General features: G+C 59.5%; 20 protein-coding genes. 11 read left to right on the top strand and 9 right to left on the bottom strand.

Annotated elements, in window-relative coordinates:
* The first annotated feature begins 14 nt into the window (after nucleotides 1-14).
* Complete coding sequence (locus AC097L_RS19520; RefSeq protein ID WP_479588380.1) at nucleotides 15-2051, top strand: AsmA family protein; 2037 nt, start codon at nucleotides 15-17, stop codon at nucleotides 2049-2051.
* 58 nt (nucleotides 2052-2109) lie between these two features.
* Here the strand turns inward: AC097L_RS19520 and AC097L_RS19515 are convergent, their stop codons facing one another.
* The gene (locus AC097L_RS19515; protein ID WP_479588379.1) at nucleotides 2110-2847 is read right to left on the bottom strand and encodes a Crp/Fnr family transcriptional regulator; all 738 of its coding nucleotides are present in this window, start codon (nucleotides 2845-2847) and stop codon (nucleotides 2110-2112) included.
* A 110-nt stretch (nucleotides 2848-2957) separates the two neighbouring features.
* Between AC097L_RS19515 and AC097L_RS19510 the strand changes: the two genes are divergently transcribed.
* From AC097L_RS19510 to AC097L_RS19490, 5 genes are all read left to right on the top strand, one after another.
* Complete coding sequence (locus AC097L_RS19510; RefSeq protein ID WP_479588378.1) at nucleotides 2958-3167, top strand: hypothetical protein; 210 nt, start codon at nucleotides 2958-2960, stop codon at nucleotides 3165-3167.
* 81 nt (nucleotides 3168-3248) lie between these two features.
* Nucleotides 3249-3407 carry a DUF3309 family protein gene (locus AC097L_RS19505; protein WP_479588377.1) on the top strand — a complete coding sequence of 53 codons (159 nt, stop codon included), beginning with the start codon at nucleotides 3249-3251 and terminating at the stop codon, nucleotides 3405-3407.
* 61 nt (nucleotides 3408-3468) lie between these two features.
* Nucleotides 3469-4716 carry a PQQ-dependent sugar dehydrogenase gene (locus AC097L_RS19500; RefSeq protein WP_479588449.1) on the top strand — a complete coding sequence of 416 codons (1248 nt, stop codon included), beginning with the start codon at nucleotides 3469-3471 and terminating at the stop codon, nucleotides 4714-4716.
* Between the two features lie 12 nt (nucleotides 4717-4728).
* Nucleotides 4729-6093, top strand: a complete 1365-nt coding sequence (cls, locus tag AC097L_RS19495; protein WP_479588376.1) for a cardiolipin synthase — start codon at nucleotides 4729-4731, stop codon at nucleotides 6091-6093.
* A gap of 150 nt (nucleotides 6094-6243) precedes the next feature.
* A complete protein-coding gene (locus tag AC097L_RS19490; protein ID WP_479588375.1) occupies nucleotides 6244-6642 on the top strand; it encodes a DUF2177 family protein in 399 nt (132 codons plus the stop codon).
* 16 nt (nucleotides 6643-6658) lie between these two features.
* Here the strand turns inward: AC097L_RS19490 and AC097L_RS19485 are convergent, their stop codons facing one another.
* The 7 genes from AC097L_RS19485 to AC097L_RS19455 form a co-directional block, all read right to left on the bottom strand.
* Nucleotides 6659-9424, bottom strand: a complete 2766-nt coding sequence (locus AC097L_RS19485; RefSeq protein ID WP_479588374.1) for a sensor domain-containing protein — start codon at nucleotides 9422-9424, stop codon at nucleotides 6659-6661.
* Between the two features lie 5 nt (nucleotides 9425-9429).
* Complete coding sequence (locus AC097L_RS19480; RefSeq protein ID WP_479588373.1) at nucleotides 9430-9711, bottom strand: circadian clock KaiB family protein; 282 nt, start codon at nucleotides 9709-9711, stop codon at nucleotides 9430-9432.
* 7 nt (nucleotides 9712-9718) lie between these two features.
* Nucleotides 9719-10222 (bottom strand): hypothetical protein, encoded by a 504-nt coding sequence (locus AC097L_RS19475; protein WP_479588372.1) that lies wholly within the window; start codon nucleotides 10220-10222, stop codon nucleotides 9719-9721.
* Nucleotides 10219-10596, bottom strand: a complete 378-nt coding sequence (locus tag AC097L_RS19470; RefSeq protein WP_479588371.1) for a hypothetical protein — start codon at nucleotides 10594-10596, stop codon at nucleotides 10219-10221. The genes AC097L_RS19475 and AC097L_RS19470 overlap by 4 nt, the downstream gene beginning before the upstream one ends.
* Nucleotides 10597-10615: 19 nt before the next feature.
* The gene (locus AC097L_RS19465; protein ID WP_479588370.1) at nucleotides 10616-10996 is read right to left on the bottom strand and encodes a hypothetical protein; all 381 of its coding nucleotides are present in this window, start codon (nucleotides 10994-10996) and stop codon (nucleotides 10616-10618) included.
* Between the two features lie 32 nt (nucleotides 10997-11028).
* Nucleotides 11029-11193: a DUF1328 domain-containing protein gene (locus AC097L_RS19460; RefSeq protein WP_315239482.1), complete on the bottom strand. Its 165-nt coding sequence runs from the start codon at nucleotides 11191-11193 to the stop codon at nucleotides 11029-11031.
* Between the two features lie 195 nt (nucleotides 11194-11388).
* Nucleotides 11389-12753: a CHASE3 domain-containing protein gene (locus tag AC097L_RS19455; RefSeq protein WP_479588369.1), complete on the bottom strand. Its 1365-nt coding sequence runs from the start codon at nucleotides 12751-12753 to the stop codon at nucleotides 11389-11391.
* Nucleotides 12754-12879: 126 nt separating this feature from the next.
* Between AC097L_RS19455 and AC097L_RS19450 the strand changes: the two genes are divergently transcribed.
* Nucleotides 12880-13512, top strand: coding sequence for a response regulator (locus AC097L_RS19450; protein ID WP_479588368.1), 633 nt, complete (start codon nucleotides 12880-12882; stop codon nucleotides 13510-13512).
* A gap of 20 nt (nucleotides 13513-13532) precedes the next feature.
* Here the strand turns inward: AC097L_RS19450 and AC097L_RS19445 are convergent, their stop codons facing one another.
* A complete protein-coding gene (locus AC097L_RS19445; RefSeq protein ID WP_479588367.1) occupies nucleotides 13533-13943 on the bottom strand; it encodes a response regulator transcription factor in 411 nt (136 codons plus the stop codon).
* Nucleotides 13944-14281: 338 nt separating this feature from the next.
* Here AC097L_RS19445 and AC097L_RS19440 point away from each other — a divergent pair, with 338 nt between their 5' ends.
* From AC097L_RS19440 to AC097L_RS19425, 4 genes are all read left to right on the top strand, one after another.
* Entirely contained in the window at nucleotides 14282-15079 is a 798-nt protein-coding gene (locus tag AC097L_RS19440; RefSeq protein WP_479588366.1) for a beta/gamma crystallin-related protein, read from the top strand.
* Nucleotides 15080-15248: 169 nt separating this feature from the next.
* Entirely contained in the window at nucleotides 15249-15800 is a 552-nt protein-coding gene (locus tag AC097L_RS19435; RefSeq protein ID WP_479588365.1) for a hypothetical protein, read from the top strand.
* Nucleotides 15801-16307: 507 nt separating this feature from the next.
* Nucleotides 16308-16898: a PEP-CTERM sorting domain-containing protein gene (locus tag AC097L_RS19430; RefSeq protein ID WP_479588364.1), complete on the top strand. Its 591-nt coding sequence runs from the start codon at nucleotides 16308-16310 to the stop codon at nucleotides 16896-16898.
* Nucleotides 16899-16983: 85 nt separating this feature from the next.
* A complete protein-coding gene (locus tag AC097L_RS19425) occupies nucleotides 16984-17274 on the top strand; it encodes a hypothetical protein (protein WP_479588363.1) in 291 nt (96 codons plus the stop codon).
* Nucleotides 17275-17380 lie beyond the last annotated feature (106 nt).

The raw sequence follows: 17380 nt of genomic DNA, 5'->3' as shown, positions 1-17380 counted from the left end.
GTTACCATGCCCCTATGAATACAACTGTGATACGAACTGGCCGCCCATGGCGCGTGGGGCTGGTGGCGGTGCTGCTTTGCGCCGCAGGTGGGGTGGCGGTGGGCGAGTGGCTGGGCTGGCCGTTTCTGGCGGTACCGCTGCAAAACTTTCTTTCTGAAAAGTTGGACCGCAAGCTGCGCTTTGCCGAAGACGGCCAAGCTGCAACCGGCTTTGCGGTGCGCTTTGTTGGCGGTATCCGTCTGGAATCGCCGCTGCTGGAGATTGCTGCCCCGGCCTGGAGCAGCGCGCCCAACATGCTGCGGGCGCAAGACGTGGCACTGGAACTGCGCTATGTGGATCTGTGGCGAGCCTACCGGGGCGAGCCAGTCCGCATCCAGAGCCTGCAAGCCCGTACCCTGGACGGCAACATAGAGCGCCGGGCCGACGGCCGGGCCTCTTGGCAGTTTGGCAACGCTGCTGCGCCTGCGGACAAGACCGACACCCCGACCCGCCTTCCGCAATTTGGCAGGTTGCAGATCAGCGGTGGCCTGGTGCACTACGTGGATGCCCCGCTGTCGGCCAACATGGATGCCACTTTGTCGCTGGTGCCGGGCAGCGTTTCTGGTGATGGGCAGACCAGCAGTGTGGTCAAGATAGAAGCCAATGGCCGCTACCGCAAGTTGCCTTTGAAGATTTTGCTGGCCTCGTCGGCCGTGCTGCCCTCCGAGGGCGGCAAGGTAGCTGTGTTGCCGGTGGCGGTGGCCATCAACGCCACTGTGGGCAAAGCGCATTTGGACTTCAAAGGCACGGCCCCCGATGCGCTGCAGCCGCAAAACTTCAGCGGCCATTTCAGCCTGAAAGGGCCATCGCTGGCGGCGGTAGGCGACCCACTGGGGGTGACGCTGCCGACCACGGCCGCGTTCAGAACCGATGGCACGTTGGTCAAAACCGGCGGCCGCTGGCAGGTGGTGGTGACTGACGCCACCGTGGGTGCCAGCCGCCTGAATGGTGCGTTCAATTACGAATCCGTGGGCCGGGTGCCGATGCTGTCGGGCAAGCTGGGCGGCAGCCGCCTGTTGCTGGCCGATCTGGGGCCGGTGGTGGGTACCACCTCCACCGAGATGGCCGATGCGGAAGCACCTGTGGCCAACAACACCAAGGCCAAGGGGCGGGTGCTGCCGGACCGTCCGTTCGACCTGGCCGCCCTGCGCGCCATGGATGCCAACGTACTGATCAACATCGGTGAGGTGAACCTGAACACCAGCTACCTGGAACCCTTGCAGCCCTTGTCGGTGCACCTGCAATTGGCGGGCGGGGTGCTGAGCCTGCGCGATCTGGTGGCCCGTACAGCCCAGGGCCAGTTGCGTGGCGATCTGGCGCTGGACGGCCGGGCCGAGACGGCGCTGTGGACGGCCGATCTGCGCTGGGACGCGGTGCGGCTGGAACGCTGGCTCAAAATCACCCGCTCCAATGGGGCACCGCCGTATGTATCGGGCCAGCTGTATGGCGAGGCCAAGCTGGCGGGGCAGGGCCGGTCGACGGCGGAGATTTTGGCCAGCCTGCAAGGAACGGCCCGCACCACCTTGCGCAACGGTGCGGTGTCCCACCTGGGTGTGGAGCTGGCCGGGCTGGACATAGCCCAGGGCCTGGGCATGCTGGTCAAGGGCGACGATGCCCTGCCTGTGCAGTGCGCGGTGGCCGACCTGGTGGCCAAAGGCGGCAGCTTCCGCCCCAAAGTGATGGTGGTGGATACGGCCGATTCGGCGGTGTGGATAGATGGTTCGCTGTCGCTGGCCACCGAGGCCCTGGACCTGCGCGCTGTGGTGATCCCCAAAGATTTCAGCCCGCTGAGTGTGCGCACGCCGATCAAGGTGCAGGGCACGTTCAGCAAGCCTGAGGTGTCGCTGGAGAAAGCCCCGTTGGCGAAAAAGGCGGCGGCTTCGCTGCTGTTGGCGCTGGTGAATCCGCTGGCGGCTCTGATCCCTTGGGTGGATCCGGGCGATGCCGATGCCGCCAAGCGCGGCGCAGCGGGCTGTGCCGCCTTGACACAGCGCTCGCCAGTCAAAAAATAAGTGGTTTTTAGGCCTCTAGCGCATACGAAATATACGCTTTTAGCTATTAAACATATAGCTAAATAAGGGGGCGTGGAGCGGGCTTGCCATCGCCGTACAGGTCGGCCAGCCGGGCCAGCGCTTTCACATCCTGCATCACCAAGCGCCCGTCTTGCATGCGGTGCAGGCCCCGGCGCTCCAGCTTGCGCAGGGTTTTGTTGGTGTGCACCAGCGACAGGCCCAGGCCGTCGGCAATGTGCTGCTGGGTCAGGGGAAATGGCACGCCAGCCTTTCCGCCGTCCGCCTGCAAGGCTGCGGCGCGTTTGAACAGGATGATCAACAGCATGGCGATGCGTTCTTCGGCGCTGCGCCGCCCGACTGACAGCAGGGTGTCGTCCACCATGGATTCCTCGTGCGCGGTCAGCCAGGTGATGTTGAAACCCATGGTGGGGGACTGGCGGTGCAACTCCCACAGGGCATCGCGCTGGAACACGCAGAGCTGCCCATCGGTGAGCATCTGCACGCCGTGGGCCGAGGCATCCCCCATTTTTTGTTGCACGCCGATGAAGTCGCCCGCCAGCAAAAACGTCAAAATTTGCCGCCGCCCGTCGCTCAGGGTTTTGTAGCGAAAGGCCCAGCCAGAACGCAGGGTGTACAGCGGCGCATCGGTTTGGCCCTCAAAGATCAGGGTTTCGCCCGCGCGCAAATGGATTTCTCGGCGTTTGAGTGACTGCACCAGTGCCAGCTCGTCGCCGTTGTGTTCAATAAACAAAGGCAGCGGCCGCAGGGGACAGGCGCTGCACAGGACTTCGTCCATGGGGTTTCCTTGGGGTAGGTAGCTGTGGGGGGAAAACCACCATGTCTTTTGACACTTTGTCTAGGTATTAACGCCCATACAGTCCACTGTTACGTTTATTTCACGCTTTTATGCCTGCATCTTATCCACCGAATCCCCTGCCCGACGAGGCCTTCTGGGTCGCGCTCGAAGACTGGGAGCTTTTGTTTGCTGCGGTGTTGAAGCGCCTGCGCGATACCGTGGTAAGTGATTCCACAGGCCATCCGGTGAGCCCTGTGGTGTTGGAGTGTGCCGACGCGCTGGAGCAATTGCGCCAGGCGTATCCCCGTTATGTGCGCTAGCGCACGGTAAATCGAACCGCCAGGCCCTAGATTGAGGGCATGTAGCAACCGCTGCAGGCTACCCAACACAAGGAAATTTTTATGAGTATTACCACCATCATTCTGATCGTTTTAATTTTGATGCTGATCGGCGTGCTGCCCACCTGGTCGCACAGCAGCAGCTGGGGATATGGGCCTACCGGCGGCTTGGGGCTGGTCGTGGTGATCGTTATTGTGCTGTTGCTGATGGGCAGGATTTAGGGTGAGAGCGACTGCCATTTTTACCTGCCTGGGCGTGGCCTTGCTGGGGGCCTGTGGGGAGATGGCGAGGTTGTCGGTGTCGGACGGCACGGGGCCGCAGCCCGTGTTGCCCCAGCCTGTGGCGTCGCTGGTCCCCACGGTGAACATTGCACCCGCCCAGCCTTGGGCGCAGGGCATGCGACCCACCGCTGCGCCGGGTACCCAGGTGGCGGCACTGGCCACCGGCCTGGCGCACCCGCGCTGGCTGTACGTGCTGCCCAATGGCGACGTGCTGGTGGCCGAGACCAATGCCCCGCCCAAGCCCGAGGATGGCAAAGGCATCAAAGGCTGGGTCATGGGTTTGGTCATGAATCGAGCGGGCGCGGGCGGTGCCAGTGCCGACCGCATCACCCTGCTGCGCTCCAGCAAAGGCGACGGCGTGGTGGATGTGCGCACCGTGCTGCTGGAGGGCTTGCACTCGCCCTTCGGCATGGCACTGGTGGGTACGGATTTGTACGTGGCCAATACCGATGCAGTGCTGCGCTTTCCCTACACCCCCGGCGATACGCACATCAGCGCGCCCGGCACCCCGGTCGTGGCCCTGCCCGCAGGCCCCATCAACCACCACTGGACCAAAAACTTGGTGGCCAGCCCGGACGGCCAGCAGCTGTATGTGACGGTGGGGTCAAACAGCAACGTAGGCGAGCGCGGCATGGCCGCTGAGGCAGACCGCGCCGCCATCTGGCAGGTGGACACCCGCACAGGAGCCCACCGCATTTTTGCAAATGGCCTGCGCAACCCCAACGGCATGGCATTTGCCCCGGGGGGGGCTTTGTGGACGGTGGTGAACGAGCGCGACGAGATTGGCAGCGACCTGGTGCCCGACTACATGACGTCGGTGCGCGACGGCGCTTTTTACGGCTGGCCTTACAGCTATTACGGCCAGCATGTGGACGTGCGGGTGCAGCCGCCCCAGCCTGCGCTGGTGGCCACGGCGCTGGCCCCCGACTACGCCCTGGGGCCGCACACGGCATCGCTGGGCCTGGCCTCGGCCGAGGGCACCAGCCTGCCAGAGGCTTTTGCGCACGGCATGTTTGTGGGCCAGCACGGCTCCTGGAACCGCAAGCCGCACAGTGGGTATAAAGTGGTTTTCGTGCCGTTTCAGGGCGCACAACCCGCGGGTGCGCCGGTGGATGTGCTGACGGGCTTTTTGAGCACCGATGGCAAGGCGCATGGTCGCCCGGTGGGTGTGGCGTTGGACAAACAAGGTGCGTTGCTGGTAGCCGATGATGTCGGCAATGTGGTCTGGCGGGTAACGGCTCAATACTAAGGAGTGCAGAGCATGGGTTTTTTGCGTGGTGCGGTGGCTGCCATGGTGCTGGTGCTGGCGGGCTGTAGCAGCCTGCCCACCATCACCCCGGAGATGGCGAACGCCGATACGCCTGGCGGTGCGCATGGCGCGCTGTCGCCAGAGCAAAGCAAGGTGATTCTGGCGCGCTTGCAGAGCCAAGGCACGCCGACCGATATTTTCGATCGCCACCTGGCGCTGGAAGAGGCGATTGTGGGCAGCCCACTGACGGCGGGCAACCAGGTGCGGTTGCTGCAAGACGGTCCGGCCACTTACCGGGCCATGTTTGCAGCCATTGCGGCGGCACAAGACCACATCAACATGGAAACCTACATCCTGGAAGACGACGAGGTCGGCCAGCAGTTTGCCCAGGCACTGGTGGCCAAGCAAAAGCAGGGTGTACAGGTGAACCTGATCCGCGACAGTGTGGGCACGCTGGGCACCCCGGCGGTGTTTTTCCAGCAACTAAGCGACAGCGGCATCCAGGTGCTGGAGTTCAACCCGGTCAATCCGCTGCTGGCCCGCAAGTCCTGGGAGCTGAACCAGCGCGACCACCGCAAGCTGCTGGTGGTGGATGGCCGCACCGCGTTCCTGGGCGGTATTAACATCAGCAGCGTGTACTCGGGTGGTTCGCGCAGGCTCAACAAAACTGCGCCCACCGAGGACAGCCTGGCCTGGCGTGACACTGACTTGCAGCTGCAAGGGCCCGTAGTGGCCGAATTCCAAAAGCTATTCATTGCCACCTGGGAGGCGCAAAAAGGCCCTCCGCTGGCAGTTAAAAACTATTTTCCGCAGCCCGAACGCGTGGGCCAGCAGGTGGTGCGTGCCATTGGCAGCTCACCCGTGGATGCCTACAGCCAAATTTACGTCACGCTGCTGTCGGCCATAGGCAGCGCCGAGACTAGCGTGAGAATCACCAACGCCTACTTTGCGCCCGACCCACAGTTGCTGGCCGCACTGAAGGCCGCTGCCGCGCGCGGTGTGGATGTGCGCTTGATCCTGCCCAGCCAGACCGACTCGTGGCTGGTGTTCCACGCCGGGCGGCGCTATTACGAGCAACTGCTGCAGGCGGGGGTCAAGATTTACCAGCGGCGTGGGGTCATCCTGCATTCCAAAACCGCACTGATTGATGGCGTGTGGGCCACGGTGGGATCGACCAACCTGGACTGGCGCAGCTTTCTGCACAACCAGGAGCTGAACGCGGTGGTGCTGGGTGCCGACTTTGGCAGCCAAGTGCAGGCCATGTTCGACAAGGACCTGGCCGAATCCGACCCGGTGTTGCTGGCCGACTGGCAGCGCCGGACGATTGATTTGAGATTGAAGGAATGGTTTGCACGCACGTGGGAATACTGGTTATGAATATGTACCCACCTCCAGGCTTGCCCACTTCGTGTGGCAGCGCCAACCCTTTTGCAGGGGGGCAACACCACCAGCCGGGTATTGCCAGTTCTGCGGTGTTCCTGGACCGCGTACGTTTTGGCCGTGGCATTTTTGTGAGTCGTTAAACCTATGAATAAATACATCGTTGGGTGTTTAGTGGTGGCCGTGGTGATGGTGGCGATGGATGTGCTGTGGCTGGGTTTTCTGGCCAAGTCGCTGTACCAGAGCGGTATTGGGCACTTGATGGCCGAGCGGCCCCAGGCCTGGGCGGCGCTGGCGTTTTACGTGGTGTATGCCGTGGGGCTGGTGGTGTTTGTGGTCGCACCTAAGGCCGGAGTGGTTGGTTGGTACAGCACGGCTTTGATGGCGGGGCTATTTGGCTTTGTGGCCTATGCGACCTATGATTTATCCAACCTGGCCACGCTTCGGGCTTGGCCGCTTTGGCTGTCCTTGGTGGACATGGCCTGGGGAAGTGTGGCCAGTGCGGCGGCCGCCACAGCGGGCAAACTGGCCATGGACAGGTTCTGAGCCTTAGAACGTGTTCTTACGCAGGCAGCCCCAAAAATCGGGTCTCAAATAGTTCCACGGGGATCGGCTTGCTGAACAAAAAACCTTGCAGTTCGTCGCATTTCAGCCCTTGCAGCAGGCGCGACTGTTCCTCGGTTTCCACGCCCTCGGCCACCACTTTGAGGTTCATTGCATGGGCCAGATCGATGATGGTGGACACCAGGGCCAGCCCCTGCTGTCCGTTGGCCATGTCCACCACGAAAGAGCGGTCAATCTTGACGGTATCCACGGGTAGCCGCGACAGGTAGCTGAGCGACGAAAAACCGGTACCAAAGTCGTCAATGGCAATGCTGACACCCATGGCCCGGATGGTTTGCAGGCTGTCGATGCTGAGGTTGATGTCTTCCATTAGCAGGCTTTCGGTGATCTCCAGCTCCAGTCCGGCGGCGGCATGCCTGTCTTGCCCGATGGCTTGCCGGATATCGGCGATGAAGCCCCGGTGGCGCAATTGCAGCGGCGACACGTTGACGGCAATGCGCACCGCCGGTAGGCCCGCACTGCGCCAGCGCAGGTGGTCGGCAACTGCTTTACCCAGCGCCCAACGCCCTACCTCGTAGATCAGTCCGGTTTCTTCCAGCAGCGGAATAAACTGCCCTGGCGGGACCAGGCCGGTGCGCGGATCGTTACAGCGAATGAGTGCCTCTACGCCGGTGAGTTGGCCGGTTTGCAGCTGGATCTTGGTCTGGTAGTACAGCACAAACTCTTCTTTCTCCAAGGCCTGGCGCAGCTGGTTTTCCAGCGTCAGTTTGCCCAACACCGACTCCGTCATTTTCTGGGTGTAGAAAAGGTAGCGGTCGCCGCGGGCTTTGGCTTTTTTCAGGGCAGCTTCAGCATGTTTGAGCAAGATGTCGGCACTGCTGCCATCGTCCGGGAACACGGCTACACCGACTTTGGCGGCGATGCGAAACGGGGTGTCGTTCAGGTTGAAGGCATGTTCGAGGAAACCGATTCTTGCCTTTTCGAGTGCCCGTGCAGCCTCTTCGGCCTGGGCCACCTCGGGCATCACCACCGCAAAGTGGTCAGCCCCGATGTGTGCCACCAGGTTGGAATCGCCCACGAACCGCGTCAGCCAAACGGCCACCTGGACCAGCAGCGCATCGCCCACGGTTTGCCCAAAGCTGTCGTTGATGTTCTTGAAGCCTTCCAGGTCGATCAAAAAAACCGCCAGTTTCTGGCTGTTGCTGCTGGCGCTGCGCATGTATTGGGTGACTCGCTCCAGGAACAAATGCCGGTTGGCCAGACCGGTCAGGGCATCGAAGTAGGCCAGGTAGTTGAGCTGGTCCTGCTTGTTGATGTGGTCGATGGCGAACGCAATGTCTCCCGACAGTTCTCTGAGCAAGGCCATTTCTTCCGCGCCAAAGAAGTCTGGTTCCCTGGAATACAGTGTAAATACGCCGACAATTTCGTCCGCAATCAGGAGTGGCAGCAGGACGACGGAACGTATGCCCTGCTGGCGGTGGTAGTGTGGGAAAAAGGCGCTGGTGTCGTTTTGTACATCGTTGGACACCACCTCGGATTTGTCGCGCAGCACGGCGGCCACCAAGGATTTGTTCTTTGGCTCAAAAATTTCCAGCGCCATGCGCTCTTTCAGAACCACCAGAAACTCGTTGTCCAGGCCGTAGAAGGCTATGGGCACGATCTTCATGGCGCTATGGTCTATCAGGCCAATCCAGCTGGCGCAAAAGCCGCCGTCCTCCACTGCAATCTGGCAGGCGTGCCGTAGCAGCAGGGTGCGGTCGCGCACCCGCACCTGCAGCGCGTTGATGCCGCTGAGCATGGCGTAGATCCGGTTCAGGTGGAGGATGCGGTCGTCGGCCTTTTTGCGTTCGGTGATGTCACGCACCAGGGTCACAAGCGTCCAGCGCCCGCCAGCGAACTGCGCGTGGCGGCGCAGCTCCAGCCACACCTGGCTGCCGTCATTCCGGCTTTGTAGCATCTCCACCGGCTTGGTGTCCCCGTTGCTGGCGATGATGCTGTCGTAGGTGTGCTCCAGTGCGGTGCGTGACGTGGCCAGTGTGTCCCAAGGCATTTCTTCCAGCAGCGCCTCTCGGGTTTGTTGGCGCATGCTGCAAGCCGCATCGTTGACGTGCACGAAGCGCATGCTGGTTCGGTCCACCAAGTAAATGGCATCGGCAATGGCGTCCATTGCCGCACTGAAACGCAGCAAGGCCATCTCATCGAGTTTCTTGGCGGTACTGTCAATGTGCATGACCACCACGCCACTGCGCGCACCATCTTCCAGTGGTGTCACTGTCAGTTCAAACCAGCGCAATTCGGTAGGCGAATGGCAGGGGTACTCCATGGAAAAGCTCGGCACCCGGCCCTCCAGCACCGACCGGATGCCGGCGGCCACGGCCGCCCCTTCCGCTGCCGCATCTTCCGCGGCTGCGTCGCATACCGCCAGGTAGTTCAGCCCCAGCCCACGGTCGGCCTTGTGCAACACGTTGGCGCTGGCAAGCTTTTGCCATGCTTCATTCGCCGAAATGATGATCCCCTGGGAGTCGAGCAGCGCAATATGGGCTGGCAAGGCGTTGAGAATGGCATTTTGTTTGCGGGCTTCGTGGCGGCGCAAATTGTCTTGGGCACGGCGCAGCAAGAGTGTGCGGCCAATCTGGTTAGTGACTGCGTCCACCTCGCCGCCCGTGAGCTCTTCCAGGCGTTGCTTGGTGTCGTGCAATACCTCGATCAGCGCCTCAACTTCCTGGGCGTTGGTGGCCCCGGGGAGCGAGCGTCCGAGGTCCATACCGTTCAGCTATCCAGCCCCAGGTCTCGCAACACGGTTTGGGTTTGGCTCAAGCTGCCCACGATATGCCGTTCTGGGTGCGGGGCCACTTTTACCAGCGTGGGTGTCATGGATATGCCATCCTCCCGTCCGCGCCGCGGCTCCTGCAGCACATCGATGATTTCGATTTTGTGCCGATTCGGCAAATGGGTGCTGCACAACGCCTTGAGGTTGGAGATCGCCCGCATGGAGTTATGTGCCCCATCGACCACATACAGCCGAAATTTAAATAAGGTGTGCTGCAACATGATGGGCTTAGGGTTGCGTCGGGGCGACTGGCGTCTGTGCGGCAGTTTTTTGCGATGTAGCTGCCCCCAAGGCTGCCAGCCACGATTTCAGCGGCAAATTGGCGATGCCTCGGGATAATAATTGGGACGATAGCCCAGCAAATAGCGCAGGTTTCAGCACCCAACGCCAGGGACGGGTCCAGGCCAGCAGGGCACCTAGTGCCAGCGCACCCAACGCCAAACCCAGCGGGTTGCGGCGTGCCAGAGGCTGCACCACAGCCATGGTGGTCTCTGCCGCCAACTGGCTGGCAATGCGCAGCGGGTGCTGCATCCACCAGTTGCTGACCGCCTCGACCAACACGGTAACTACCGGAATTGACTTCAGATGGGCGACCCATGCGGGTGCAGATAGGCGAGCCCCGTTCGTGGACGGGTTTTTGGTCTTGCCCTGCATGGCTTGGCGCAGCAGGGCGCGTGAGTTTTCCAGGCGTTCTGTCGCGGTAGTCTCAGCCTGCACCATAGCCGCGCTCACGGTGCGCTCACTTCGCGCAACATGCCCACATCGGCCTTGACCTGCTTGCGCAGGTTATCAAAGCCATTACTGTGTTTCCGGCGGGCAACCACCAGGCACCAGATCGCTACCACGATAGGCAGCAGCGGTGCGGCAACCAAGGCCCAGGGCGCGTGCATTTCGGAAAATGGCACGACGGCCCACATCATCAGTGCCACCCCTGCCAGCACCGTGGCTACCACCACGCTGCACAAGGACACTGCGTACAACAATATGCGCAGTTTCCAGGCACTCGATACATGGCCGATTTCTTCGGCCACCAGATCGGCGTAGGCTTCGACGTGGTCTACCAGCAACTGAGGCTGGGTCGCCACCAGGCGGAGCAGGGGGTGCATATGCGATGGCCTTGCGGGTTTAGCTGTCGTCGCGGGAGCGGCTGGCGATTTGCACCAGGGCGGTCAGCACGGCACCAGCGGCGGCGGCGATCAAGATGGATTTGATCGGTTCGTCCTTGATGTAGTTGACGGTGCGGGCCGAAGCACTGCGGGCCTGGGCGCGTACTTTGTCAGAACCGTCGTGCACGGCATCCAGACCTTGCTGCAGGTAAGCATTGGCGGTTTCGGCAGCGCGGTTCAGCAGAGGCGCAGCCTGTTTGCGCAGGTCTTGCACAGTGCTGTTCAGGCTGTCCAGCGTGCTGTTGGCGGCGCGCTGGGTGGTCTTGATCGCATCCGTGGCGGTGTTGGCAGCTTGGTCAGCCAGGGTATTGGTAGCTTCTGCGGTATTGGTATTGAGCATGGTGATTCCTTTAGGTTGTAAAAAACGAATGGTCAGTTTTTCTTGATCAGGCCAAACAAGAAGCTGGCGACGGCCAGCACGGCGAAGACGATGAACAGAATTTTGGCAATGCCCACGGCGCTGGCAGCGATGCCAGTAAAGCCAAACAGGGCCGCGATCAGAGCGATCACGAAGAAGACAACGGCGTAGTGCAGCATGGCAGTTCCTTGCAGGTGGGCAGCTTGAATGCCCGGGTTTTTGGGACTCGCAGACAGTGTTGCTGCGATGTCTTCAGTGTCCGCCGACCTGCCGTCAGGGGCGATAGGCGGCATTGCCGTAGCCCTGTGGGGAGAATGCGGTAGCCCACGTAGGACACCGCTGACAGAACGCGTATGCGTTCGTCCGGAAAGGTTTTAGACGGCAGCCGCGTCTTTTAATACTGCAGAGGGCAGCTTGGCGCGTACCAACGTGCCTTGTCCAGGTGCCGAGGCCAGCGACAGAACACCGCCCTCGGCCTCCACCCGAAAGCGCATACCGACCAACCCGTAGGCGGACTGGGGCTTGGCACTGGTGTTGAAGCCGACCCCGTCGTCCCGTACCGATACCTCCACTTCGCCATTGTGGGTGCCCAATTCAATCCACACCTGCTGTGCCTTGGCATATTTAGTGATGTTGGTGATGGCCTCTTGCACCAACCGGTAGACCATCAATTCGGCGGACGGGTTGAGCTCTACCGGGGCCAGCGTGCAATGCACTTGTGTATCAGTGCTGGCGGCAAACTCCCCCGCCAAAATTTCCAGGGTGGACACCAGCCCCAGGTTGCTCAGAGCGGATGGGCGCAGGTCTTCAATAATCCGTCGCCCCAGGGCAATGCCGCTGTTGAGCGTGCTTACCAGATGCGCCAGCAGGTCTAGAGCTTCGGGCGCAGCAGCCGCCAATCGTGACTTGATACGGGCAGCATCCAGCTTGGCGGAAGTCAGCAGGGAGCCCAGGTCGTCGTGCAGGTTGCGCGCCAGGCGGTTGCGCTCGTCTTCGCGGGCAGTTTGTAAGTGCTGGGCCAGTTGGGTCAGCTGCGCTGTGCGTTCCAGCACTTCGGCCTCCAGCCGATCCCGCTCGGCCTGCAGCATGCGCTGCAGCTCAATCTGCTGCTGCGTAAATAGAAAAATTTGCCGCAAATACATGAACAGCGCCAGCAAACCCAAAACCATCAAACCGGCCACCCCGATGCGGCTGAGTAGCAAAGATGCGTAAATACCCTGGCGGTTTTGCGTGATGGTGCGCGACTGGTAGTCCAGCAGTTCATTGCTGGTTACCCGCACGATGTCCATCTGCTCTTTGCCAATATCGCTCATCATGATCTCTTTGGCTGCTTCTGGCTTACCTTGGTCTATCAGTTGTATGGTCAGCGCCAGTTCGGACAACTTGGTTTCGGTGGCCTTTTGTAATTTGAACAGAATCGCTGCCGCATCCGTTTTGGGGCTGTAATACGACTCAAGGTATGCCAATGAGGTGTGGACTTTTTTGATCGCGTCGTCATAGGGTGCACGGTATTCCTTGCGGCCCGTGACCAGATAGCCCCGTTCGCTGGTTTCAGCATTGACTACGCCATCGACGAGATTTTGGATGCTGTTCCGCGCCTGGGACATCGCAGGTACCGCGTCCAGCCGGGCAACCGACTGTTGATACGATCCTTCACTGATCAGCAGAATTGCCAGTGCGAAACCGCCCGCCAACAAAAATACAATCCGATTGTCTCTTACGACTTTAAGAAATTTCATCTTATGGGCTCAGTCAAAAATGTGTGATCATGTAGGACAAGCACGATGTGTTCAAAGCCTCGGCAACGGCCCTTTTGCCTGCCACTCGGGCTTTGCGCACGTATTACAGAAGTACCCTTACTCACCATGATTCGAATTGCTATTGTTGACGACCATGCAATGGTTCGCGCAGGTTTACGCCAGTTTTTTGCCGACCAAATTGACTTCGCCGTAGTGGCTGAAGCCACCAATGGCCGCGAAGCACTGGACATCGTGCGCAAAGGCGAAGTCGATGTGATGGTGATGGATATCTCCATGCCCGACCACAGCGGTGTCGACGCGCTGGTTGCGATCAAGGCCCGTGCGCCTGACCTGCCCGTGCTCATCCTCAGTGGTTTTGCCGAAGAGCATTACGCCACCACCTTGTTGCGCCAGGGTGCCAGCGGCTACCTGAACAAAGACTGCGACCCTGAAGAAATCGTCAAAGCTATCCGTACTGTGTGCCGTGGCCGTAAGTACATCACCGCCGGTGTGGCCGAGCGGCTGGCCGACGGCCTGACCGGCGGGGGCGACCAGCCTTTGCACGAGCAGTTGTCCGAGCGTGAACTGCAAGTGTTTTTGCGCCTGGCCAAGGGGGAGACTATCGGCCACATGGCCGTCAGTATGTCGCTGAGTGTCAAAACCGTCAGCACCTACCGCACGCGGGTGATGGAAAAAATGCTGCTGGAGTCGAATAGCGACTTGACCTACTACGCGCTGAAAAACGGGCTGATCCAGTAGGCAACGGCCTACGCCATGGTTCATGCCAGTGTGGCGGTATCGGTGTCGCCAGTGCCGCCTTCGGCCAGTCGGCCACAGTAGGTGATCAGCGCATCAATTTCGTTGGATTTGTCAAATACCCGGTCGGCACCCAGTTCCATGCATTTGCGCCGCATATCGGCCGTGGCGTAATTGCTCAGCACCACCAGATTACGCCGCGCAGGCATCGCATGCGCCGAGCGCAGTACGCCCAGGCCAGAGCCGGCTTTCAAGAAAATATCTACGATGACCAGGTCGGCCTGGTTTTGCGGCGCAGTCAGCCACTGCACTGCGGTGCTTTCGTCTTCTGCGGTGCCAATCACTTTCACCGGGACGAGTTCTTCCAGTGTCGCGATCAGACTTTCGCGGATGACGGGGCTGTCTTCGACAATGTACGTCTTGAGTTGGGGCATGGACTCTTACACTGCTTCCTGGGTTCCAGCGCGGGGGGACGCTGATCCTACGTTACCAAATTCTGCGGTGTGGAGGCAATCCACACCAGAAGAGAACTACAAATACAAAATTCACTTAATCAGTATGCCTTTGAAACCAGGCTCCAGCCATCGGGCACACGCGCTACCGCTTGTAGGAGAATTCTTACAAATTAAGATATTGCGGGGCCTGTGTAGGACAAACACTACTACTCTGTGCGGCACCGTCTGCTAGATGTGTGGTGCCAGGCTGTGGACACTGTCTGCAGTCCCCGGATAAGTTTCACTCTGGGATTACGCAAAATCCATCGGAAACATTTATGTACAAGCCTTTTAAAACCGCTCTGGCGATTGCCACCCTGGCTGTAGCTGGGCACGTTGCTGCGCAGGCTACTTTTTACGAAAACGAAGATTTTCAAGGCCGTTCGTTCACCAGCCAGAACCGGGTGGACAATTTCCAGCGCTACGGATTCAACGACCGCGCCTCTTCCGTCGTGGTGCTAGGTGACCGGCGTGAAGTGTGTGAAGACGCAGAATTTGGAGGCCGTTGTGTCGTGTTACGTCCCGGGCGCTATCCCTCGCTGGCCGCCATGGGTCTCAACGACCGTGTTTCTTCGGTGCGCGTAGTGGGCGGTAACAGCCGGGTGGACGATGGCCGTTATGCGCCGCCGCCCGAACCGGTGTATGACAATCGCCGCCGCGACAACGAACGCCTGTACGAAGCCGATGTGACGTCGGTGCGCGCTGTAGTCGGCCCGCCGCAGCAGCGTTGCTGGATGGAGAAAGAGGAGGTGCAACAACCAAGTGGCACCAACATCGGTGGTGCCGTTGTAGGAGCCCTGCTGGGCGGCATTTTGGGCCACCAAGTGGGCGGTGGGCGTGGCCAAGATATCGCCACGGCGGGTGGTGCAGTGGCCGGTGCTGCGATGGGCTCCCAGGTCGGCCGTAACAGTGGCCAGCCAGCACAAAATGTGCAGCGCTGTGCCAATGAGCCACCGGCACGTCCTGCTTACTGGGATGTGACCTACAACTTCCGCGGCCAGGAGCACCGTGTTCAGATGACCTCACAGCCCGGTCGCACCATTACAGTGAACCGCCAGGGTGAGCCGCGCGCTTAAGCATGCACGCACCGCTGACAGGGCCCTTCGGGGCCTTTTTTTTGGGCTGTGGACTGGCGTGTGTAGGACATTCTCTACGCCAATGTGCGGCTCTGTCTGCTGTGTCAAATGCTGTCCGCCACGCACAATCAAGTTCCACTATTAACTGGTTCAACAAGAACTTTTACCTATGCGCACACTTTTGAATTTCAAAGCTTCTCTGCTTGTCGCCTCCATGTTGGTGTTGTCTGCCGCCCACGCGGCCAGCATCAGCAAAGACGACTACGCCGTTGGCAAGACGCGCATCAGCGCCGACTACAAAACCGACAAGGCAGCATGTGGATCGCTGGCCGGTAATGCCAAAGACATTTGCATGGAAGAAGCCAAGGCCAAAGAAAAAGTCGCCAGTGCAGAACTCAAGTACGCCTATTCCGGCAAGCCCGCGGATCACATCAGCGCCATGGAAGTGAAGGCCGAAACCGCTTACAACGTGGCCAAGGAAAAGTGCGACGACAAGGCAGGTAATGACAAGGCGGTGTGCGTGAAGGAAGCCAAGGCCATTGAAGTGAAGGCCAAGGCCGATGCCCGTACCACTGAAAAAGTAGGCGAAGCTAAAAAAGACGCTGCCGAAGAAAAGCGCGATGCCGACTACAAGGTTGCCGCCCAGAAGTGCGATGCTTTGGCGGGTAACGCCAAAGACAGCTGCATTGCGGCTGCCAAAGCCCAGTTCGGTAAGTCTTAACTTCTAACGCTTGAAATGAAAGGCCGGTGCAAACCGGCTTTTTCACATGCTTTCTAAGCCTTTAGCACATATTTCATATGCGTGAGTAGCTATCAAAAGTGTAGTAATTTAAATGCCAATAATTGCCCCAACCTTTGCTGCAATATGTGTGGCAAGGTCATCTCATGGGCAAAACATTTGGGATGGAAACGCCGCGCGACACTGACCCGACCGCCCATCGGTTGCCGGTGCGCTATTTGGTAGTGATTGATTCGGGCGGGTCCTGGTGGCGCGACTCTCATCACGTCCCAGCATGCTCTTGCTGAGCCGAGACATCGTTTTCGAGTGCTTAGGCAGCGCATCGTGTGAGCTTAAAACGCCAGCGCATGGGCGCACGTAAATTGTCGATAATATTTACACAATATTTACACAATTCAAATATTTCTTTATAAATCAACGGCAAATTTAGGTGGCCCTAATTTTGCTACAGTAATAAAGGTTACTTTTTTAACATCAATAAAGACATATATGCGCAAGCTTCTTGTATCCGTCATCGCAACCTTTGCCCTTTGTTCCAACGTTATGGCATCGGCGGTCAGTATTGATTTCAGTGGGTACGCCCGCGGCACTTCCGTCAGCAGCGTCGGCCCGGTGAATTTCTCTATGGTGGGTGGACCCATCAGCGGCACCCCCACCACTGACGGGACCGGTCTTCTGACCAACAGCCTCACGGGCGGAACTTACCCAACTGCCGCGATTCTCCGCGCCACCTTTGATGGCGTGGCAAATGATTTGCTTTTCAGTTTTTACAATGCGGGGTTCCGTGATTCGGGTCGGGGTAATTCGTTCTACACTGCCTACGGCATTAATGGTGACGTCTTGGAAAACGGCTCTTTAGAATCTGCAGCCAACTCTGTGGTCAACTTCGCCTTGCAGGTTGACGGCGTGCATTCACTGGAATTCAACAACAACACCGGTGGGTCGGAAAGTTGGTGGTTTGGTTTAGCTTCACTTTCCGGCGATGTACAAGCTAACACCGTACCCGAGCCTGGCTCTCTTATCCTCGTGGGTCTCGGTCTCGCTGGCCTAGCCGTAGCCCGCAAGCGCAAGCAGTTCTGATTCCTCAGCATCGACTGGCACACCCGCTTCGGCGGGTTTTTTATTGGGCAAATTTTTTTTCCTCACTCTAGCTAGGCACGCACCCATGATAGTTTCGAATGCTTGTGCCGAAACCGCCTACGACGTGGCCAAGGAAAAGTGCGACGACAAGGCAGGTAATGACAAGGCGGTGTGCGTGAAGGAAGCCAAGGCCATTGAAGTGAAGGCCAAGGCCGATGCCCGTACCACTGAAAAAGTCGGCGAAGCTAAAAAAGACGCTGCCGAAGAAAAGCGCGATGCCGACTACAAGGTTGCCGCCCAGAAGTGCGATGCTTTGGCGGGTAACGCCAAAGACAGCTGCATCGCCGCTGCCAAGGCGCAGTTTGGCAAATCTTAATTGCTAGCGTTAGGATGAAAAAGGCCGGTACAACCGGCCTTTTTTTATGGGTCTTTTGGGTCTCTAGCGCTTATTCCGCCTGCACAAGCAGCTATCAAAAATGTAA

The organism is Rhodoferax sp. RT5P35, assembly GCF_056521385.1.
Note: the sequence above shows the minus strand (reverse complement) of the source record. Positions and strands in the feature narration are given on the sequence as shown.